Origin of the sequence: Hafnia sp. CBA7124, from assembly GCF_002355555.1 — a bacterium.
GTDB classification, from domain to species: Bacteria; Pseudomonadota; Gammaproteobacteria; order Enterobacterales; family Enterobacteriaceae; genus Hafnia; species Hafnia alvei.
Genome location: NZ_AP017469.1, coordinates 3,943,987 through 3,967,758, shown reverse-complemented (window position 1 = coordinate 3,967,758; position 23,772 = coordinate 3,943,987). Strand labels below are relative to the sequence as shown.

Sequence of the window (23,772 nt, the reverse complement as noted above, 5' to 3'; positions counted from 1 at the left end):
TCGCGGTATCCTTTAACAATCTTACTTCCAGTTTTATGCTTACCACTTTTGCCGATAGTTGAACAATGCCGGGAAGCGAGATCAGCGATTAGCCAGCATACTTCAGGAAGGTTTGCCTTCCGAGTCTCGTCTTACCGAAGCATCGCTGAAAGGTATCTCGAAAAAATATGATGAATATTTACCGGAGATGTTGCTGACGCAGGAGTATGGATACGCGCTTTTAATGTTGAACTCGTTACGAAGTGATTGCGGTGTCATTTATATTAAGGGAAGACAATGAGAAAGAACTGGACTATTGAGGAAGACTGTAGGCTGCTAAACCTTGTGCGTCAGCGCTTTTCAGAACTGGTCAGCTATGAGCGTCTAAATGCCACGATGCCATTTAGCCAGCAACTCCACACTGCATTTGACTCACCTAATCGCGATGCCGCAGCGCTGTTATTTCGCCTAAAAGATGCCGGTGTTCTGGGATTTGCCAGCCGTCCTGGAGGCGATCCCACTAAACAGCCGTTTCGCTGCCAGATAAACAATGATTTGACTCTATACGACTATAGCCTCACCTTTCCCACACTAAGAAAAGCATTGCATCCAGATACCGTTGCAGCGGTGCTAAACCACTTCACGATTAGCAATCCACACGAATCTCTGTCCAATACTATCAATGAAATCGCAACAGCCTTGCATCTTGCCCCCATGCAGGTGGAAAAGATTCTGCTCGAAAACGACCAAATAACTATTAATAGTTACCGTAAGTGTGAGCGTGTTGCAAAGAAGAGTATCGATGATAATCTGCAAGATCTCATCTCCAGACAAACTCCTGACATAACGCTGGTCGAAGATATTAATACTTGCCGCGCCCAAGTCTCTCAACTTTACCACGTGCATGAACGTGATGGCGCTGAGGTCATTTTCAGTTCCGACGGCACGGGATTTGGCAAAAGCTATGGAGTGATTCAAGGGTACGTCGAATATCTAGCGCGCTTCGCCAAAACCCAAAAGCCAGATTACCTGTTTCCTGAAGGCGGCTTTACCAACCTGCTGTTTATGTCGCCGCAAAAATCACAAATCGACCTGGACAGCAGCCAGAAAGATAAAATTCTTGCCTCTGGCGGCGAATTTGTTTGCGTTCTCTCTCGTAAGGATATTGCCGATCTCGACTTTATGGACTGGGCCACGGGCTTGAAAAATCGCGACCGCTATATTCAGTGGTACGAAGGGGCGAAAGGTAGCAAATATATTGGCAGCGCAATGCGTTCGCTCAATTACCATGTCTCACAAATTGATCGCTGTGAAGAGCAGTTAAAAAAGCTGACAACATACGGTTCTCAGGATACCAACTACGAAAGAGAAATTCTTGAAGAGCAGCTAAAAAACTGTCGTCATAGTATCCGCAATACGATTGAGTCAGCCTGTAAATTACTATTTGGACCAGATAGTGAAAAAGCTTCCATTAAAGAGTACATTCGTCGCGGGCTCCAGGCGCGCCAAGAGCGAATGCAACACGTGGAGACAGCACGAAAACCAAGCAAGTCTGAACTAAGCGTACACGAAGTCTACTTCGAGCTTATCAAACAGGTATTGCCTTTCGAAGTTTGCCAGTACCGCCCGTCGGTGCTATTAATGACTACAAATAAGTTCGACACATCAACTTACCGACTGGCGCCTCGTCAGCGAGGTGAAGGCGTGCGTTTTGAGTCCGTAGGTTTCGACTTGCTGATTGGCGGCAAGCTGACTCCCAAAGATCCACAGATCAGCACCGTTGCGGCAGCTGGCCATACCGGGCAGGTTGCCTATCTTCGTGATGAACACTTCAGACGTAATCCAGACTGCCCTTTTCTCCAGAAAAATATTCGCTTTACGGTAATCATTGATGAACTACATGAAGCCTACACCCGTCTTGAAGAAACATGCCATGTAAAGCTAATCACACAGGAAAATAATCTGGCGCATGTTATCTCTGTCGCGGGACGTATTCACAATGCGGTACTCAGCTTGGAGCGCCGGAAAAAGCCCAAAGAAGCGCAAACGACCTTTGAGCAAGAGATGGTCAAATTCATCACCATCCTTCGAGATCTACTGGCGAAAAAGTGCGAATTATCACCCGGTACGACGCTGGGCTCGATCCTGGAGATGTTTCGCGACCAGTTAGGTGCATTCGAAGTTAACGGCGACGCCGCCGAACGCATCATTTCCATTACCCGGAATGTGTTCAGCTTTAACCCCAAAATGTACGTTAATGAAGAGGGGCTGAAACGCATTCGTATGCGCAACAGCGAAGGTGACATAACGCGCACCGAGCTGTATTACGAAGTCGAAAATGATGCCAGCGACACCAATCCCACCCTGCACGATCTGTTCCAATTGGTCTCCGTCATCCTCGCCGCCTGTTCTGATATCACCAACCGACACTTTAAGCGCTGGGTAAAAAATGGTGGCCAGGATAACTCCAGCAGCCAGAATACACCTTTGGGCCAATTTGTTGACGCAGCCAATAATGTAGCTGGAGTGGTGCGACATATCTTCGATCGCACCACCGATAAAAACTTGTTGATCGATCATTTCTACACTTATCTGCAACCCAAAACCGTATTCACGATGACGCCGATAGTTGAACTCAATTACGTGAACAGTGGAGCCGAGCGTACAATTATTCTGGCGTTTGAGATGGATCTGGTACAAGAGTTGCCTGAAGCCATGCTGCTACGTTTATTAACGGGCACGCACAATAAAGTGATTGGACTTAGCGCCACCAGCGGTTTTAGCCACACCAAAAACGGTAACTTCAATCGTCACTTCCTGGAACGCTATAGCCGTGACCTTGGCTATCGAGTCATTGAACGTAAAAAAACAGATATCGATACGCTTAGAGCACTACGCGCGTTGAGAGCCAGTATCCGCAACGTCGACTTCAGGGTGTTCGATGATAAGCAGCTAAAATTGACCGATATCTACCAAAATTGTGAGATCTATCGCAGGACGTATGACAACTTTTTCGACGCGCTGAAGAAACCGCTGGAGTACGACCTGAAAAATACCTATAAACGGCGTCAGTACCAGCGGGAACTGGAAGCGTTATTGCTTGCCGCCTACGAGGGTAAAAACAGCCTGGTTTTGTCCCTTTCAGGGACATTTAAGCGGGCCTTTATCAGCGCCTGGCGCACTCATCAATCAGCCTGGCGTCAGCAGTACGGTATGCACTCCCGGTGCGATGAAAAAACGGATAACGATAAGAAACATGACCAGATCCTGACCTTTACCCCATTCAAAGGGCGTCACACCGTCCATTTGGTCTTTTTCGATTCACCACTGGCTAATGTCGAAGATATTAGGCAAGAAACCTATCTCCAGAACAGCAATACCGTACTGGTATTTATGAGCAGCTACAAAAGTGCAGGCACCGGCCTCAACTACTTTGTTAAATACCATGACGGCGATATTAATGATATCAATGCACCACGTCTGGATGTCGATTTTGAGCGCTTAGTGCTCATCAACTCCTCGTTTTACAGCGAAGTAAAGGACAACAGCGGCAACCTCAATACATTACCTAACTACGTTACCGTGCTTAAACACTACGCTGATGACGATATTACCGTCCACAAGCTGGCCGATTTCAACGTTAATTTCGCCCACGGCGAAAACTATCGCCTGTTAATGGCCGAACATGATATGAGCTTATTCAAAGTCGTCGTGCAGGCCGTAGGGCGAGTCGAGCGTCGCGACACTCTATTGAAAACAGAAATCTTTTTACCCCGCGATGTGTTCCGTAATGTTGCATTCCAGTTCGCCGCTCTCAGTGAAGATAGCGGTAACGAGGTAGTATCAGAAAGCATGTCCTTGCTTAACCACCGCCTCATGGAGGAGTGCGAAAAGCTGAGTCAGAGCCAGTCATTTAGTGATGCACAACAGCGGTATGCGTTTGAACAGGCTATCGTAGAAAATGGTCGCCGCATCGATGCTGTTCATAAGCGAGTCCTGAAAACCGACTGGATAAATCAGGTACGCGCCGGCAACCTTGAATATCTCGAATTGTGTAATTTATTCCGCGATTCAGACTCCTTTACCGATCCCTTGCGTTGGCTGGAAAAACTTCAGGCTAATTCCTTGTATGCCGCCAATCGGCAAATGCAATCAATCCACCACGCCCTGTTTATCGACCGCCATCAGGGCAACCAAACTATTTTACTTTGCCATAAACGCGGCCCGGATGGACTTGTCCACAGAGATTATTCCGCCCTGTCGGATTTCGCTGGCGGCGCAAGAGAGTACCGGCCTGAGCTCACCCTCTTTCCGCAGTATAGAAACGATGTCGATTTTACCCCCGGCAACCTGGTCGGCGAGTTGATTCGTGAATGTGACAACATCCAGGAAACGGCATTCAAAAAATGGGTACCCAACCCCAGGCTAGTTCCGTTGCTCAAAGGCAATGTCGGTGAATATCTCTTCGATAAAGTGCTAAAAAGTTATGGCGTTACCCCACTTTCTGATCAGCAGGTGTTTGAACGCCTTGAACCGCTAGTATATGAGTTTTTTGACCGCTTTATTGAAGTGGGTAACGACCTGCTCTGCATCGACGTTAAACGCTGGGCGACGCAGTTGGACGATTTAACGCGGGCAGAAGAAACGCTTGAGAAAAGCAACAACAAGATTCGCCAGATCCGTAATATCACCAGCCAAAAGGCAGATACAGAGGGGCAGAAACAGCTTCAGGATGTGCTGGCAGGCCGTTATGAACGCATTCGATTTGTCTATCTGAACGTCGCCTACAGCCAGAACCCTAATAATCTGATGTGGCAAGATAACGTGGATCACACGATCCACTACCTTAACCTGTTGCAAACCGACTACCAGTACTATCAGCCCAAAAATCGAGAGAGCGGACGAGCTCAGGAAAACTCGAAACTGAGCATGACATTGGACATTAACCCAATGTTACTAACCCTGCTGGGTGTAGAAAAGTTGCCGACTAAAGGAAAAGTATCATGATCCCTAATCTGAATGAACTGACGGATACTCCGATTGCCCGAACCAATTTGATCAAGCTTGAAGAAGATCAGCTGACGACCATCCAGCGTCTATTGGCCCCTATATCTAATATCTATACGATAGACTTTATGGTTCAGCGCTTTACTAAAGAGCGAAAAGAAAAATCCGCTGATTACTATGCGCGAATTCATCAGGAGGTAAAATCTTGCGTGCGGCAGAAGCTTGGGCTGGAGGTCGGGCAGGAGGTAAAATATGAGCTGCATTACTTACCAAATTACCATCACGTCTTTTTTTTCCTGGCGCCTGCAACTAACCCGAACAGTCAGGCTCATAGGACGTTGGCAGAACGTATTGAAACGCTTTGTCAGCAACTCACCGCTGAAAATCATGACCTATCTCGCCTGATTCAGGGATTATTTAGCCTGCATTTGAAAATGGTAATGCTGGAAAAAGCCAGTGAGCGCTTTTCGGTATCGCCGACTTACTTCAACTCAACGCTTTACCTTAACGCTCGCCTGAGTCAGCCCGTCACACAAAAAAAAGGCTCCGGGGTGATGGAAGCCTTTGAGCTCGACATTTATGCCTCAGAATATAACGAACTCGCTTTTACCCTGCACAAACGAAAATTCCTGGTCGAACCGGCGGATGAGATGCACCTATCCCTGGACGATACCAGCGTGTGGTTTAACATCGATAATCGTCGGCTTAAAGCTCGGCGCAAACTTGATGCCCGTGATAGCAAACTGGATTTTTTTCGTGAGCGCAGCGGCTATGGTGAATGCCAAGCCTATACCTATAACGTGGTCATGAATGCTGCCTGCGAGCGGCTCAGTGAACTAGATATCCCCCATCAACCTATCCCATTTCAGGCCACCCACGAGGTCAATCAGTTCGCTACCGACCTCGATCAACAGCTGGCTAATACGCTGTTGGTGGTTAATAACGGCGTCGAATTCAGCGCCACGCAAGAAGCTTATTTATTTGACGCATTAGCCAACCAGTTCCCCGGGTATAAACTCTGGCCGCTGGCATCGCTTAAACATTCTCAGCAAACCGGATTTGCTGGGCTGCCTGCCAATACATCTATTCTTGTACTCAATGCGGTAGATGAAGAACGAAGCAACAGCATCCGGCAGCAAGAGAATGAATCTGTTGAGTACAATGATTTCTATGCAGCCTTTGCCGACGTCCGAAAACAACCTGAACTCAACTGGGATATTTATACCCAGCTTAAGTTAGATCGTTTGCAAGGGTGGCTAAATCAACAACCGCTGCCTGTGGTTTTACAGGGAATGAACATTGATCGAAAGTTGTTGGATGCGATTGATTTTATTAATGAACAATTTGTAAGCAACGCTGTGCAATACGAAATCGATCTTACGAAACCTCACAGTCGTCTCAAGTCTGCAGTTACCTTATTAAAAAGTAAGGTTCGCCGAACAAAAACCGAGCTATGGTTCAAAGAGAGCTTACTCAATCAACATAACATACCCCTGCCAGAATTGGCGGATGGGCACTATACCGCCTATGCAGTACGCAAAACAAAAAGCTATCTCTCCCTGCTTGGATATGTTGAACTAAAAATAGAGCGCGGCCAACTTAGGGTGGTTGATACCGGGATCGCTGAAGGTGAATTCGAGTATCTATCTGTTGAACATCCATCTCTGGGACGACTAAAGAAATTATTCGATAAAAGCTTCTATCTCTACGACCACACAGCAGATGTGCTGCTTACCACCTATAACAGCTCCCGCGTGCCGCGCCTGATTGGCCCGGCGCAATTTAATATCGTCGATTCATATGCTTATCAGGAACAAGAAAAAGCGCTGGCGGAGCGTAAAGGTGATAAATTTAACGGGTATACCATCACCCGCTCAGCAAAATTGGAGCAAAATGTACTGCCCTATCTGATATCACCGGGCCGCTCGAAATACGACTCGTTGACCAAAACTCAAAAGATGAAGCATCACCATATTTACCTGCAACCGCATGAGAATGGAGTGTTTGTTCTGGTAAGCGATGCTCAGCCTACAAATCCTACTATTGCACGGCCTAACCTGGTAGAAAATCTGCTGATATGGGATGCTCAAGGTAAGGTCGTAGATGTATTTAACCACCCGTTAACTGGTGCTTACCTCAATAGCTTCACCCTGGATATGCTCAGGAGCGGCGAAAGTAGTAAGAGTTCGATTTTTGCCAAGCTTTCCCGATTGATGGTTGAGAACTAACACGGTCTATAACCTTCGTCCCTTAATCACGAATTCTCCCCCACCGACTCAGTGTGGGGGAGTTGACCCAGCTCACTTTTTAACTATCGCTGTTTGAAATTTATGCGTTATTTCTGCGTATTACATTCCATTTTATCCCCCCTGACGCCACCCTTCATGTTATCTTTAAAGCCCTCTTTTTTATAGCAGTGTGCAGCGACATATCGCTCGGGATAGTGTTATCACCACTGCCTCATACAGACAGAAAAACCGATGAATAAGCAAAATTATGCACCTGGGATGCGGGTGGTTATTCGTGATGCAGAATGGCGCATTCGCCGGGCGGATGACAGTGGAGATGGTGGCCACCTGCTGACCTGTGATGGAATTTCGGAGCTGGTACGCGGTAAAGAAGGGCTTTTTCTGACAAAGCTGGAACAAAAAGTCGAAATTCTCGATCCAGCAAAAACAAATCTGGTGGAAGATGAGTCAGCCAATTACCAGGCGGCTCAGTTGTACATAGAGGGCCAGCTACGCCAACGCGTCCCGACTGACAGCAAAGTCCATTTCGGACATCAGGCTGCGATGGACTCCATGCCCTTTCAGCTCGATCCCACGCGCATGGCACTGGCGCAGCCGCGCCAGCGGATATTAATTGCTGATGCGGTAGGGCTGGGTAAAACGCTGGAAGCTGGAATTCTGGTTTCAGAGCTGATTCGCCGTGGACGTGGCAAACGTATTCTGGTGCTGGCGGTTAAATCCATGCTTACGCAATTCCAGAAAGAATTCTGGAGCCGTTTTGCTATTCCGTTGACGCGGCTTGACTCCGCTGGCTTACAAAAGGTGCGTAACCGCATCCCAACCAACCACAACCCGTTCCATTATTTCGATAAGACCATTATCTCCATCGATACCCTGAAACAGGACATCGAATATCGCCATCACCTGGAAAACGCCTGGTGGGATATTATTGTTATCGATGAAGCGCATAATGTCGCTGAACGTGGGACCAGCTCCTTACGCAGCAAACTGGCAAAATTACTCGCCGGGCGCAGCGATACGCTGATTATGCTCTCGGCCACGCCGCATGACGGTAAGGCTGAAAGTTTTGCCAGCCTGATGAACATGCTCGACCCGACGGCCATTGCCAATCCTAAAGAGTATGAATACGCCGATTTTGCCGATAAAAATCTGGTTGTGCGTCGCTTTAAAAAAGACGTAAAAGATCAGATGGCTGGCGAGTTTCCGGAGCGCAATATCGTCAAATTGATGCGCCCGGCAACCGGAGCTGAAGAAGAAGCCTACCGCCGATTGGTTGAGAGTCAGTTCCGTGACGATGATGATGAAGACTCGCGGTCAAATAAAGGCCGCCTGTTCAAAATTACGCTCGAAAAAGCGTTGTTCTCCAGTCCAATGGCATGTGCCAGCGTGGTGGCTAACCGCCTGAAGCGGCTTGAGAACCGCAGAGAAATAAACAGCCAGAGCCAGATTAACGAATTAGAGTCACTGTTGCTGGCACTTAATAATATTGATGCCAGTCAGTTCAGCAAGTATCAGTTGTTGCTGGAGACCATCCGTAACGATCTTCGCTGGAAAGCGAATAACACGGAAGATCGTCTAGTGATCTTTACCGAGAGTATCAAAACGCTCGAGTTCCTTGAGCAGCAACTGCGTTCCGATCTCAAGCTGAAAAACGATCAAATTGCCACGTTGCGAGGCGATCAGGGCGATACAGTTCTGATGGAAACCGTCGAAGCGTTTGGCAAAACCCAGTCTCCGCTTCGCCTGCTTATCTGCTCGGATGTCGCGTCTGAAGGTATCAACCTGCACCACCTCAGCCATAAAATGATTCACTTCGATATTCCGTGGTCGCTGATGGTATTCCAGCAGCGTAACGGACGAATTGACCGCTATGGGCAAAAACACCAGCCGCAGATCCGCTACTTGCTGACTGAAGCCGGCGAACCGCAGATCAACGGTGATATGCGCGTGCTGGAAGTGCTGATCAATAAAGACGAACAGGCGCAGAAGAATATCGGTGACAGCTCCGAATTTACCGGCAAATTTACCCAGGAAGAGGAAGAAGAGCAGGTTGCTGAATTCATGATGCAGGACGATGGCGCCAGCCTGTTCGATGATCTGTTGAATAGCAATGTCACTGAAAATTCTGAACACGACCTGTTTGGCGAAATCTGCAGCGCAGTGTCCAGCGATGCTTCGACCGTGACCGAAAGCGACATTAGTTTGTTTGATAATGAGCAGACATACTGCGAAAAAGCGCTGGGCTATTTGAAGGCCAGCGGCCAGACTGTGCAATACGATACCTTGCCTGATAACACCTTATCGCTGGTCGCACCGGAGGACTTGCGCCGTCGCTTTAACCAGTTACCGCCGGAAATTGCGCCGGAAAACTGGCAGCTTTATCTAAGCCAGGACAAAACCGTTATTACGGAAGCCATTTCGCGTGCGCGCGGTGAGCAACATGCCTGGCCCGATGTGCAGTATCTCTGGCAAATTAACCCGGTCGTGCAGTGGTTAGACGACAAAATTCAGTCCGCCTTTGGTCGCCACCAGGCTCCGGTGATGCGCCTGCCACACCTGTTTGAGCCTGATGAAGATCATTTCATCCTTTCCGGGTTGTTCCCGAACCGTAAGTCGCACCCGATGGTGAACCCATGGCTGGTGGTGAGCTTTAACCGCGAAACGTTAAGCGGTAGCTTGCCTTTTGCTGAGTTCCTGAAACGACATCCGCAACTGAGAAGCAAACTGACTAACAGTGGCGGTAAAGATCGTAACCACCAGCGCCAGCAGGATCTGCTGGAAGCGGCAATCTCCCATGCGCGGGATGTGTTTGTTCACGATCGAAATGCTTTTGAGGAGCATATCAATCAGCAGCTCAATGAACATCTACAAAAGCTGGAGGTTCTGCGTGGGCGTCAGCTGAGTCAACTGGAGCTGGATTTTGCCGATAATAAACAGCTGCTTTCAGTGAAACAGAACCGCAAAGAACAACGTCAGCGCGAAATCGAACACAATTTTGACAGCTATATCCAATGGATTGAGGACACCATGACCACCGAAAAAGAGCCCTACATTCAGGTTATTGCTGTAATCACCGGAGCGGAGGGCTAATCATGGCGCTGGTCGGTATTAATAACGAAAACGAATTTTACTCTAACCACTATTTGGGCGAAGTCTTTACCAGCGATATTCGCGATGTCCTGGAATCCTGGATTGAGCAGGAAAATGCCGCTCGTGAAGCTGAACGCGCTGCCCGTGAACAGGGCAAAGAGGTTGAGGCGGGCTACCGCGCGCCGTGGAACCAGCTTAACAGCCTGGCAACTGAGTTTTTTCGTAAACTCACGGAACATGAAAAACAGCGCCAGATCACGCAGCGTCTTGCCGATCAGCGCAGTCGCTGGCAGCCGCTTTTAAAGGCATTGGGTTATGAACTTAATCCGCACATTCAGATGCTGGATGACGATACGCCTTTGCCGGTACTGGCTCGTTACAACAGCACCGACGGCAGTCCGTGGCTGTGGATTGTTGAAGCGCATGATCAGGAAGAAGGAGCGCTGGATCCGCTGGCGCTGTCGTTACTGACCGCGCAGTTCCCGGCAGATACCGATAAACATAAGCGCGACAGTCTGCGTAAAAAAGCGAACGGGGAATACCGCAGCTGGCAGGATCTGCTCTCCACGGTTGTCTTCACACAAAATGAACCGCCGCGTTTTGTGCTGCTGCTCGGTAACCGCCAGCTGTTATTGCTGGATCGTACTAAGTGGGCGCAAAACCGTCTGCTGCGCTTTGACTTTGAAGAAATTTTAAGTCGTCGCGAGATAGATACCCTGAAAGCGACGTCGGTGTTGCTACACAAAGATTTGCTGTTGCCAGGCAGCGGTGCGCCGTACCTCGATTCGCTGGATGACAATTCACACAAACATGCGTTTGGCGTGTCGGAAGATCTGAAATATGCCCTGCGTGAGAGCATTGAGCTGTTGGGCAATGAAGCGATGCGTTATCTCATCAACAACGAGCTGGCTTATTACACCGGGAAACGGGCTATTAACCCGGATGAGTTGAGCCGCGAATGCCTGCGGTATATGTATCGCCTGTTATTCCTATTCTATATCGAAGCGCGCCCGGAACTGGGCTATGCGCCGATGACCGCCAAAACCTATCTGCAAGGATACAGTCTGGAAACGCTGCGCGATCTGGAGATGATCCCGCTGACCAGCGAAGAAGATCGCAACGGGCGCTACTTTCACGATAGCCTGAATATGCTGTTCAAACTGGTACGTGACGGCTACAGCGGCGGCGTGAAAATGCAGGGCGACCTGGAGAGCGGCGACCGGATCACTATTCACAGCCATCAGTTCAGCGTGCCGCGTCTGGAAAGCCATCTGTTTGAGGCGAATAACACCCGCATTCTTAACCGCGTGGTGTTCCGCAACGAAACCTTGCAACAAATTATTCAGGCGATGTCGTTAAGCCGTCCGGGTAAAGGACGTTTTAACCGACGGGGGCGTATCTCCTATCGACAGCTGGGTATCAACCAGTTAGGTGCAGTGTATGAAGCGCTGCTCTCTTACCGAGGATTCTTCGCCAGTGATGACCTCTACGAGGTGAAAAAAGCTGGAGAAGAGTTTAACGAGCTGGAGACTGGCTATTTCGTTAGCAAAGACGAGATCGGTAAATACCACGACGATGAGAAGGTCTACGAAAAAGACGGCAGCCTGCGTATTCACCGTAAAGGCAGCTTTATCTATCGGATGGCCGGGCGAGACCGCGAAAAATCCGCCTCTTACTACACCCCGGAAGTACTGACCCGATCGTTAGTCAAGTATGCCCTGAAAGAGCTGTTTAAAGAGCAAATTGATCCGATTACCGATCCGCACGCCAAAGCCGACGCCATATTAAACCTTACCGTGTGCGAACCGGCGATGGGTAGCGCAGCGTTCCTTAACGAAGCCATCAACCAGCTGGCGGAAGCTTACCTGTTCCACAAACAGCAGGCGGAAGGCCGTCGCATTCCTCAGGATCGCTACACCCAGGAGCTGCAACGGGTGAAGATGTACATTGCCGACAACAACGTATTCGGCGTGGACTTAAACCCGGTGGCGGTGGAGCTGGCGGAAGTGTCGCTGTGGCTGAACGCCATCAGCGGCGATGCATTTGTACCGTGGTTTGGCTACCAGCTGCACTGTGGCAACTCGCTGGTGGGCGCACGCCGTCAGGTGTTCAACAAGAGCGAGCTGACCTACAAAAAAGCGAAAGATCCGAGCTGGCTTAACAGCGAGCCGGTCGAGCTGGCGATGAATACGCCACGCGAAGAGAAGCAGATTTTCCACTTCCTGCTCCCGGACAGCGGCATGGCCAACTACAGCGACAAAACCGTTAAGCAGCGCTATCCGGATGATTTCAAAGCGTTGGACAGCTGGCGCAAAGAGTTTACCAAAAGCTTTGCACCGCATGAGATTGTCGATGTGCAGCGCATCAGCGGCAAAGTGGAAGCGCTCTGGAACACATTCCGTCAGCAGCTGAAAGCCGAGCGCCAGAAAACCGCCGACAATTATCCGGTTTGGCCTGCGGAAAATACGACCCAAGCCCGCTCTTCTTTAAGCAGTAAAGATGAAACCTTCAGCGGCCGCCTCGAAGATAACAGTACCTATCAGAAACTGCGCTGGGTGATGGACTACTGGTGTGCGCTATGGTTCTGGCCAATCGACAAAGCGAATGAACTGCCGGACCGCGGTATGTGGCTAATGGAGATGGAGACTCTGCTCGACGGTATTGTCGTCACGGAAAGAGTGATAGAAAGTACAGAACAGGCCACCGGCGATCTGTTTGCCGACGAGGGCATGGTGCGTGAAGAGTCTTCGCTGTTTTCCGGTGCAGGTCGCCTGAAAACCGATGTGCTGTTCCGCCATTTACCTCGTCTGGCGATTGTCGATGCGCTGAAAAAGCAGCACCGTTTCTTTCATTGGGATCTGGAATTCTGCGATCTGTTCGCCGAGCGCGGTGGTTTTGACCTGATACTCGGAAACCCGCCGTGGTTGAAAGTAGAATGGCAGGAAGCTGGCGTGCTGGGCGACTACGAGCCGGAGTTTGTTCTAGGCCGATTAAGTGCCTCGAAGTTGGCGACATTGCGCCATGAAACCTTCAATCGAATTCCGCTGCTCGAAAATGCCTGGCGCAACGAGTATGAGGGTTGCGAAGGGATGCAAAACTTCCTGAATGCGCAGCAGAACTACCCGGTGCTGCGTGGCGTGCAGACTAATTTGTATAAATGCTTCCTGCCGCAGGCATGGCGCTTAGGGGCGCAGAAAGGCGTGGCAGGTTTCCTGCACCCGGAAGGGGTTTATGATGACCCGAAAGGTGGGCAACTGCGTGCGTCGGTGTATCCGAGGCTCAGGACACATTTTCAATTTCATAACGAATTGAGTCTTTTTGCTGAAGTGCATCATGCAACGATGTTCAGCATTAACGTATATGGACCGCAGAATACAACGCCGTCCTTTATTAATATGTCAAATGTTTACGCAGTAAGCGCTATTGATGCCTCTTTTGAACACAACAATGCAGGCCCTGTTCCTGGTATCAAAGATGAGCAGGAAATTGAAGGCAAAATCAAAGTTTCCTGGAATACGTCGGGCCACCGTTCAAGACTAATTCATATTGGTCTAAAGGAGCTCTCATTATTTGCTCGTCTGTATGACAGTGAAGGAACTCCTGCATGGCAAGCGCGTTTGCCAGCCTTGCATGCTAGACAACTTGTTGCAGTACTGGAGAAGTTTGCAAATCAGCCGAAGAGATTGGGTGATTTACAGGGGCAATATTTATCCCTGGAAATGTGGCATGAAACAAACCAGCAGAAAGACGGCACTATTGAACGTAAGACGCAGTTCCCTGAGGATGCATCACAATGGGTATTGTCTGGTCCGCACTTCTTTGTTGGGACGCCGTTCTACAAGACTCCACGCGAAAATTGTACGTTAAGCAGCGATTATGACTGCCTGGACCTGCTAACATTGCCCGACGATTACCTGCCGCGCACTAACTATATTCCGGCATGTGATGCGCAGGAGTATACCAAACGTACTCCACGCGTTACATGGACTGAACCGGGTGAAGATGAACCGAGAAGGGTGACAGATTATTATCGTTTTGTTAACAGGAGAATGTTTGGTGGGTCTTCTGAGAGATCTTTTATCTCTGCAATTCTTCCCAAGGGATTTGCAAACATCAACACATGTGTCGCGACAGCGTTTGAGTCAACTAATATGCTGGTTAATTTCACCGGCCTTTCACATTCAATTGTTTATGATTTCATTTTGAAATCAACTGGAAAATCAGATCTGTATGGTGCGCAACTCGGTGGGTTCGTTTATACAGAAATATTTGGTGTAAAACTAAGGACCTTATTATTAAATGCTCTTTCAAGTGAATACGCCGAGCTCTGGCAATCCTGCTATACCCCAGATTTCAACACCCAGCACTGGAGCCGCAATCTCCCGCAACTTCCACAAGATTTCTTCGCCAACCTGACCCCAGAGTGGCAGCGTAACTGCGCTTTACGCTCCGACTACAGCCGCCGCCAGGCGTTGGTGGAAATCGACGTACTGGTGGCACAGGCGCTGGGGTTAACCCTCGAAGAACTACTTACTATCTACCGCGTTCAGTTCCCGGTGATGCGCCAGTACGAAGCTGATACCTGGTACGATCAAAACGGCCGCATCATCTTTACCCCAAGCAAAGGGCTGGTGGGCGTCGGCCTGCCGCGTACCGCGCGTAAAGTCGACCTGAAAAACGGTTTTGTCTTTAACGTTGACAGCCCGGACTGGACTGGTGGCGACTGTACCGATCAAGCTATCGGCTGGGATGATGTCAAGCATTTTCAAACCGGCACTGTTAGCGTCACTTTTGATGATTATACCCGCAGCGATGAAGGCGAGCGCCGAACCGTCGTCTGGCAGGCACCTTTTATCAAACCTGACCGTGAAGACGATTATAAAGTGGCCTGGGCATTCTTTGCACAAGATAAGGAGAGCGCCTGATGCTGCCTTCTGTTGTCAGTCGGCAGGTTGCCGACAGCGTTGCCTCCTTTTTACGGGCAGCCTTTCCGCTTAACAGCCCGCTGTTTAACGGTGAAGAAAACAATAACGTCTCGATGCTGGAGCAATTTCTGGCTCAGCCAGAAACGCTGCTGAAAGGGCCGTATCTTTCCGCTCAACTGCCGTTTCGTAAAAGTGATTTACCGCTGGATTTCTTCCCCAACCTGACGCTGCCATTCCCGCCGCACGCGCATCAGGCGCAGGCGTTTCAACGCCTGGGTATCGAGACGCCTGAGCCGACGCTGGTGGCGACCGGGACGGGTTCCGGTAAAACGGAATGTTTTATGTTCCCGCTGCTTAACCATTGTGCTGGAGTATCAGAGGCCGGTGTTAAAGCGATCATCATTTATCCAATGAACGCTCTGGCAACCGATCAGGCCAGCCGTTTCGCCAAAACCATCGCCAGCGATCCGCAGCTGCATGGCAAAGTGACCGTCGGCCTGTTTGTCGGCGACAGTGAAATCGAACCCAGCAAAAAGATGTCTGCGGATAAAGTTATCACCTGCAAACATACCCTGCGTGAGAACCCGCCGGATATCCTGCTGACCAACTATAAAATGCTGGATTACCTGCTGATGCGCCCCGGCGATCAGAAGCTCTGGCGTTATAACCAGCCAGGGTCACTGCGTTATCTGGTGGTGGATGAACTGCATACGTTTGACGGTGCGCAAGGGTCGGACCTGGCCTGTCTGGTGCGGCGCTTAAAGCATCATATTGGTGTCGATGACAAGCGTTTTGCCTGCGTGGGGACGTCGGCTACCGTAGGTGACGAACTGGGACAACTACTCGATTACGCGAAATCGATCTTTGATCAGCCGTTTAGCGATGACGCGGTTATTCGCGAAGATCGCTACACGGCGGCAGAGTATCTGCAAGGTTATACCATCGAGTACAGTCAGTATCCGGGACAGGATGTCAGCGCAGCGCTGGATCCGCAAACGTACGCCAGCCCGGTAGATTATCTGAACGGACAAATTCCGCTGTGGTTCCCGGATAGTTCACTGCAATTACCTGCCGATCTGGACAGCGATCGCGGACGTGAAAAGCGTATTGAGTTGGGCTCACTGTTACGTCGCCACAGCATCCTGCATGTACTGCTTGAGGATTTGCAGGGCGGTATCTTGTCGGAACAGCAGTGCCTGGAAAATCTCCAGGTGATGCTGTCGGAAAGTGCCGGGCATGCGACCCGCGTGCTGCAAAGCATTCTGGCACTGATTGCCCAGGCACGCCTGGAGGTTCCAGAAAAACAGGAAGATCGGGAAAAACGCCTGCAGGCGAATAAAGCACGTCCCGTTCTGCCTTTTGTGCAACTACGTTCTCAGCTGTGGTTGCGCGAGATGCGCCGCCTAGTTGCCAGCGTGTCAAAAACACCTGAGCTTGTTTTTGCTGATGATGTCGCGGTGGAAGATCGCGAACATTATCTTCCCGTTATTCACTGTCGTGACTGCCATGCTACCGGGTGGGTGAGCCTGCGCCATGGTCAGAGTGTTCAACTCGAAACCGACCTGGACGGTATTTATCGTCAGTTCTTCGAAAAAGGCCGTTCTATTGTGCTTGCCTTCCCGGATAACAACGATAAACCGGTCAGCGGTGTTCACCAGAAACTGTGCCCTTCCTGTTTAAAGCTCAACAAGCAGGCTAACGTACAGTGCGGGCATTGTGGCCATACTGATCTGCTACAAGTACTCATCCCGGATATGCTCAGAGAGCGTAAGGATGAGCTGGAATTTGCCAACGAATGCCCGTACTGCAACAGCAAACAGGGTATTTCGATTCTTGGGTCACAGGCAGCCAGCCTGTCGGCGGTGATGATCCACCAGCTTTATGGCAGCCAGTTCAACGAACATAAAAAGCTGATTACGTTTTCTGACTCGGTACAGGATGCCGCACACCGCGCCAGTTTCTTTACCGCCCGAACCTGGCCGTTGATGGTACGCGGACAAATCGCCAGCGTGTTGGGTGAAAAAGAAACGTTACCGTTGGATGCCTTTGCGGCACGCGTCTGCCAGCAGACGCGTGAACGTTCACCGGATGATGCTCATTTTGCCGCGAGCTTCATCGCGCCCAACATGCAGTGGATGAACGATTACCAGACGCTGAAGAACGAAGGTCAGCTGGCAGAGAGTTCCGATTTACCGGAGCTGGTTTCTCTTCGTCTCGACTGGGAGGTATACAGCGAATTTACCCTACGCGCACGAATTGGACGTACGCTGGAGGCCACCGGTTACGCAGCTGCAGGAATTGAGATTGCACGTTTCAATTCAGCGATAACGGCGCTTCATCAACAGCTTGTCGAGGAGCTGGGTGATGAAATGGTTGGAGTCAGCGTTGAGCAGGTGGCACACCTGGTAATTGGCGTCCTTTGGCATCAGCGGCAGGCGGGAGCTGTTTTGCATCCGGCGTTCGAAAGTTATCGGCGTGAGGGTAAGACCTTTATGATGACGCAGAAGGAGCGAACTTCACGCTATATGCCGTCTATTGGCCCGAAAACGCGTAAACCTGCCTATGCATCATTTGAAAAAATAAATGGCTTCCATCGCCTGATTGGCGCGAAATCCAACCCCAGCTGGTATCAGCATTGGATCAACCGCACGCTCAGCAACGGCAATAATCTGTTTATCAGCAGCCTGGCCGAGACGGTTTTACGACGTCTGTTTGCGACACTGAAAATGACCGGGTTGGTAAAAGACTTTGACACAAAAGGCAAAGAAGCTTGGGGGCTAGTACCTTCGGCGCTGGTGGTGAGTCGTGATGTTGTTCAGCTAAACTGCACTTGCTGTCGTGAGGTTGTTCGGGCTCCGGCCGATCAGGGCTGGCACTGGCGAAACGCGCCATGCCTTTCTCTGCGCTGTGAAGGCCGCTATCAGGAAGCTGAAAATACAGTGACCTGGCATTGGGATAATATGGACATTGCTCGTGTTCAGGGAGCAGAACATACCGGATTACTGAGCCGTGAAGATCGTGAGGCTACGGAACAATCGTTCTATCGTGGTAGTCAGCCATGGAATATCAACCTGCTTTCGGCAACACCGACGCTGGAGATGGGGATCGATGTTGGTGACCTTTCTACAGTATTACTCTGTTCTGTTCCACCCGCGCAGGCTAATTACTTACAGCGTATTGGTCGTGCCGGACGTAAAGACGGCAATGCACTTAACATCACGGTGGCTGAGGGGAACCCGCACGATCAGTTCTTCTTTGAAGAGCCTCTGGAGATGATGCAAGGACAGGTACAGGCCCCTGGTGTGTTCCTGAACGCAACGGCTATTTTGGAGCGTCAGTTGGCCGCATTCTGCATGGACAACTGGGTGAAAACAGGTGTTCCGGTATCTGCTATCAGCAAAAACGTGAAACAGATGCTGGACGAGCTGGAGTTTGGACACAAATCTGGGTTCCCTTATAACTTCCTGAGTTACGTCGAACAACATCATGTTGATATCGCTCAACAGTTCTCGTCCATCTTCCCTGATCTTACGGAGGACACTCGTCTACAGCTCCTGTCATATTTGCAAGGGGCACCAGGGCAACGTTCTCTGGTGCAACGTATTGAAGAAGCATTAAAACTGCTGGTGGAGGATCGCAAATCGTTGCGTTCCCGAATTGATAAGCTCAAGCGCAGTATCGACAAGCTGGAGAGCGATCCGCACGATCAAAACTTTGATAGCGATATGCGCGAGTTGACTTCGGAACGTCAGGCGCTGATGGCCCTGGTGAACCAGATCAATAACAAGCAAACGCTTAATTTCCTCACCGATGAAGGATTACTTCCCAACTATGCCTTCCCGGAGGCCGGTATTACGCTGCGTTCTGTGCTGTGGCGGCGTAAAGACGGTGGGGAGACGCGTGAGTATCAGAACACGACCTACGAATACGAACGTCCGGCATCAACGGCGCTGGCTGAACTGGCCCCGTTGAATAACTTCTATGCGGGCGGGCATAAAGTTGAAATCGAACAGATTGATCTTAAATTGTCTGAGCCTGAAAACTGGCGTATTTGCAGCCACTGTAACTACAGCGAGAATATCGATCAGACCGGCGATCAGCATAAATACTGCCCTAAATGCGGCACACCAGGTTGGGCTGATGCCGGACAAAAAACGACGTTACTGAAGCTTCGCCAGGTTTATGCCCGCTCAAGCGCCCGGGACAGCCAGATCAGTGATGAGAGCGATAGCCGAGAACCGGCATTCTTCCAGCGACAGCTGCTGGTCAGCTTCGAAAAAGAGGATGTATCGGCCGCTTATGCCATTGATGAAGGAGAAATCCCGTTTGGCTTTGAGTTTTTGAGCAAAGTGACTCTGCGAGATATCAACTTTGGCAAAATGGTGGATGACGCCAATGAACTGATGATCGCAGGAGAGGCAAAGAAACGCACCGGGTTTAAAGTTTGCCTCGGCTGCGGCATGGTGCAGCGCCCTCGCGATCATGAACCACGTCATGACCTGAGCTGTAAATATCGCGCTGAACCCGAAAAAGCGAAGTTTGAAGATTATCTCTACCTTTATCGCCAACTGGAATCTGAGGCATTGCGTATCCTGCTGCCGGTAACCAGCTACAGTAACGATCGCGTGGTGGAAGCCTCCCTGGGGGCAGCCATTCAGCTTGGGCTTAAACATTACTTCAAAGGTAACGTGGATCACCTGAAAGGCGTGGTGTATCGCGAGCCGGAAAATGAGGGCGAATCCTGGCGTCAGTATCTGGTGATTTACGACACCGTACCAGGGGGGACCGGCTCACTCAAAGAATTGATGCGTACACCTGACAACCTGCTGAAATTACTTGAGCTGGCCTACAAGGCGCTAGTGGAATGCAGCTGCAACCATGATACGCATAAAGACGGCTGCTATCGCTGTGTTTACGCTTACCGTGACCGTGGGCGTATGAAGTATGTATCAAGAGATCAGGCGCGTCTCTTACTGGCAAAAATCCTGAAGGCCAGTGCTTCTATACGCGTTATTGATTCCATCAAAAACATTTCGCTTGATGCCATGATGGGGAGTGAACTGGAAAAACGGTTCATTCACTGCCTGCAGGATAATAAAAATCTCCTCGTGAGCCGGAGTTATGCCCATCAGAACGCAGGCTGGATTATTAATACCCGTACAGAACCGGCGATGAGCTGGCATCTCAAAGCACAGGTTGATTTAGGAGTTAAAGAAGGAGTTGGCATCCTTAGCCGACCAGATTATGTGCTCTATCCTCTGATGCAGTCAGAAAAGATAAAACCGGTAGCAATTTTCCTGGATGGTTTTGCTTTTCATAAAGATAGCGTGTCGGATGATGTCCAAAAACGGCAGGCGATTAAAGACAGCGGTAATTTTTGGATATGGACAGTGACCTGGGCAGACCTTCAAGAACAAGGTATTAAACATGTACAGAATGTTATGGGGCTTGGTCATAACCCGGATATGAAACAGCCTAAGTTTTATAACCCGTTCCATGATACAAACTTTGCTACGCTTGAAGGTACATTCAGGGAGAGAAACAGTTTTGCACTGCTACTCGATTATCTCTCTGATCCCGGTAATAAAACTCTGCTATGGCAGAAAATGGCCGCTGCCTTTGCTTGGGTGTGGCTGGATCCTAAAAAGTCGCAGGATACCGGAGCCAAACAAAAGTATGCCTATGAAATGCAGGAGAACGCTCCCGCTTATCGGTTGAATGCACTTTTGCCTGATGAACCTTTTGTATTTGGAGGTTTACTGGATAGCTGTAGTTCATCACAACAGTTCATTGAGCTGGCAGTTGTTGTACCGCAACAAGCCATTAAATCAACGACAAGCATTGAACAAATGCGAAATTGGTTGAGGCTGCATATTTGCTTTGACGATCGTTATTCCCAGGATAATGGCTATGAAGCCGGATTTAACGGTTTCTGGTGGATGGTGAATTTACTGCAGTTCCTGCCAGATATGACATTCACCAGCCGTAAAGCGGTCCATTTACCGCAGAAGCCTGAAGCGGTAAAAATGCAGACTTCGGTGGTAGTGGATATTCAGCCTGACGAGAGCTGGGCGGATATACTTGAGTTTGGTTTATTGAGCGCAGAAGAAATCGCTTTGCTTCAGTCGTTATCGCTTCCGGCACCGACAGTCGGATATGAATTACAGGATGACGATGGCGAAATTATTGCGGAAGCCGATCTCGCCTGGCCATTACAAAAGCAAGCCCTGATTATCGATAATCAGAGCTTTACTGCTTTATTCGAAAGTAAGGGTTGGCACGTTGTTTTCGGGCCAATTGACGAAAATACATTGCAGCATCTGTCCGGAGGTGACAAATGACGATTCCAACGCCAAAGGTGGCACTTTCTGATGGTTTTCTGGGGGCTTTTGCGCGGATTCCTAAAGCGCAGCAAAAAAAGGTCCAGGAATTCATCTCTAAGTTCCGCCAGGATCCGACGAGTAATGGGCTGAACTACGAAAAGATCCACGATGCACGCAGCAATAATGTGCATTCTGTGCGTATTGACCAAACCTACCGGGGGATCGTCCTGAAACCTGAGCAGGGTGCTCTGTATATGCTGATGTGGGTGGATAAGCACGACGAAGCCTACGACTGGGCGCGGCGACACGAATGTGCGATTCACCCGGTAACCGGTGCGATTCAGGTGATTGATACCAGCTATATCAAACCTACCCCCGAGCCGACTGTTGTTGATAAACCCAAACTCTTTGCTGCTTATACGGCAGAGCAGATCCTCGCGCTGGGTGTTCCTCCTGTGTTTATTGAGCAGGTGATGGCTCTTGTGGATACCACAGGGCTGAATCAGCTGGAAAGCGTGATGCCTGCGGAAGCCTGGGAACCCCTACACTGGCTGGCAGAAGGTCTGGATTACCAGGAAGTGCTGGAGGAGTTTAACGATAACCGTGATGAGCCTGTTGATACCAACGACTTTATTGAGGCAATTGAGAGAAGTAAACGTCGTTTCCATGTCGTTGAAAATGAACAGGAGCTACTGCAAATGCTCAATGCGCCACTGGAAAAATGGCGTGTATTCCTGCACCCGAGCCAGCGAAAACTGGTGGAGTCTCCGGCAAATGGTCCGGTGCGAGTATTAGGTGGTGCAGGTACGGGTAAAACAGTTGTTGCGATGCATCGTGCACGTTGGTTATCCCAACGCCTGGCTGATAAATCCGGTAAAAAAGTTCTGTTCACAACCTTCACCCGTAACCTGGCGGCGGATATTCGCGCCAACCTCCAGCGTTTGTGTAGCCGTGAGGAGATGGCGCGTATTGAAGTTGTTAACATTGATGCCTGGATGAGCGAGCAGCTTAAACGCCATGGATATGATTTCCGCGTGGTCTATGACAGCGATGAAGGGCGACGTAAATGCTGGAACTATGCCTTGCAGCAAGTCCCTGCTGAATTGGGATTACCGGATAACTTTTATTCTGAAGAGTGGCAACGTGTTGTTCAGCCGAATGCGGTTTACAGCCGTGAAGAATATCTGAAGGTGAGTCGTATTGGTCGTGGCACGGCATTATCCCGTATTCAGCGTGCGAAAATCTGGCCTGTGTTCGAAGAGTTCCGGGCACAAATGGCGCGAGCCAAACTGCGAGAGATGGGTGATGCCATGCATGAGGCTATCATTCTGTTTAAAGAAAAGCAGGTGCAATTGCCTTATAGCAGTATCGTAGTCGATGAAGCTCAGGATATAGGCGCACCGGCCTTTACCCTTATTCGTAGCCTGGTTCCAGAGTCTCCTAACGATCTCTTTATCGTGGGTGATGGACATCAGCGTATTTACCGCAATAAAGTCGTTCTGGGTCAGTGCGGGATTAACGTTCGTGGGCGCCGTAGTAAAAAACTTAAAATTAACTACCGGACTACAGAAGAGACGCGACAGTTTGCTGTCGGGTTGTTAACCGGCGTTAAGGTTGACAACCTGGATGGTGAAACTGATGCCAGCAACGATTATTTATCATTGCTTCATGGTGAAAAACCCATGATCACTTATGCTTCAGATTTTAAAGAAGAGGCTGCGACGATTATCAAGCAAATTCAGGCGTTGTTAGCCAATGATGTTCGTTCCCAGGATATCTGCATTACCGCTCGTACGAAGCATGCTTACGAACGTTATGCTTCTGCTCTGAATGATGCTGGAATCGAGACCTATAATTTAGGTCAGGATAGTGGTGATAGTGATCAACGCCCTGGTGTGCGTATGGCAACTATGCACCGCATTAAAGGGCTAGAGTTCCAGTATGTGTTCCTTGCGGGTATCAACGATGGCGTCGTGCCGGAAGTGAAAGCCATATCCTCTGACGATCCTGTTGAACAACGTGATGCATTATTTAATGAACGTGCGCTACTCCATGTTGCAGCAACCCGTGCGGTAAAAGGGCTGTTTGTTTCTTCATACGGTGTACCAAGTATATTATTAACTGCGCAGTAGTATTTTTTATATGGCCAGGAGGTTAAATTTTCCTGGCCTGCATATCGATTCTGGTGCTATCAGCCAT

6 protein-coding genes are annotated in these 23,772 nt (G+C 49.6%); all 6 read left to right on the top strand.

Annotated elements, in window-relative coordinates; all coding sequences use genetic code 11:
• Window positions 1-276 precede the first annotated feature (276 nt).
• The 6 genes from CPY98_RS18005 (at window position 277) to CPY98_RS17980 (ending at window position 23,705) form a co-directional block, all read left to right on the top strand.
• Window positions 277-4,986, top strand: coding sequence for a hypothetical protein (locus CPY98_RS18005; RefSeq protein WP_096388553.1), 4,710 nt, complete (start codon window positions 277-279; stop codon window positions 4,984-4,986).
• On the top strand, window positions 4,983-7,214 hold the full coding sequence (locus tag CPY98_RS20925; protein ID WP_172863853.1) for a hypothetical protein: 2,232 nt from the start codon (window positions 4,983-4,985) through the stop codon (window positions 7,212-7,214). The genes CPY98_RS18005 and CPY98_RS20925 overlap by 4 nt, the downstream gene beginning before the upstream one ends.
• A 252-nt stretch (window positions 7,215-7,466) precedes the next feature.
• Window positions 7,467-10,325 (top strand): DEAD/DEAH box helicase, encoded by a 2,859-nt coding sequence (locus tag CPY98_RS17995; protein ID WP_157743853.1) that lies wholly within the window; start codon window positions 7,467-7,469, stop codon window positions 10,323-10,325.
• A 2-nt stretch (window positions 10,326-10,327) separates the two neighbouring features.
• Window positions 10,328-15,250, top strand: coding sequence for a class I SAM-dependent DNA methyltransferase (locus CPY98_RS17990; protein ID WP_096388552.1), 4,923 nt, complete (start codon window positions 10,328-10,330; stop codon window positions 15,248-15,250).
• Window positions 15,250-21,591, top strand: coding sequence for a DEAD/DEAH box helicase (locus CPY98_RS17985; protein WP_096388551.1), 6,342 nt, complete (start codon window positions 15,250-15,252; stop codon window positions 21,589-21,591). The genes CPY98_RS17990 and CPY98_RS17985 overlap by 1 nt, the downstream gene beginning before the upstream one ends.
• Complete coding sequence (locus tag CPY98_RS17980; protein WP_096388550.1) at window positions 21,588-23,705, top strand: ATP-dependent helicase; 2,118 nt, start codon at window positions 21,588-21,590, stop codon at window positions 23,703-23,705. The genes CPY98_RS17985 and CPY98_RS17980 overlap by 4 nt, the downstream gene beginning before the upstream one ends.
• The last annotated feature ends 67 nt before the right edge of the window (window positions 23,706-23,772 follow it).

Excerpts from the sequence above, each read along its gene's own strand:
- CPY98_RS17995 (WP_157743853.1), top strand. The coding sequence starts at position 7,467 with ATGAATAAGCAAAATTATGCACCTGGGATGCGGGTGGTTATTCGTGAT.
- CPY98_RS17990 (WP_096388552.1), top strand. The coding sequence starts at position 10,328 with ATGGCGCTGGTCGGTATTAATAACGAAAACGAATTTTACTCTAACCAC.
- CPY98_RS20925 (WP_172863853.1), top strand. The coding sequence starts at position 4,983 with ATGATCCCTAATCTGAATGAACTGACGGATACTCCGATTGCCCGAACC.
- CPY98_RS17980 (WP_096388550.1), top strand. The coding sequence starts at position 21,588 with ATGACGATTCCAACGCCAAAGGTGGCACTTTCTGATGGTTTTCTGGGG.
- CPY98_RS18005 (WP_096388553.1), top strand. The coding sequence starts at position 277 with ATGAGAAAGAACTGGACTATTGAGGAAGACTGTAGGCTGCTAAACCTT.
- CPY98_RS17985 (WP_096388551.1), top strand. The coding sequence starts at position 15,250 with ATGCTGCCTTCTGTTGTCAGTCGGCAGGTTGCCGACAGCGTTGCCTCC.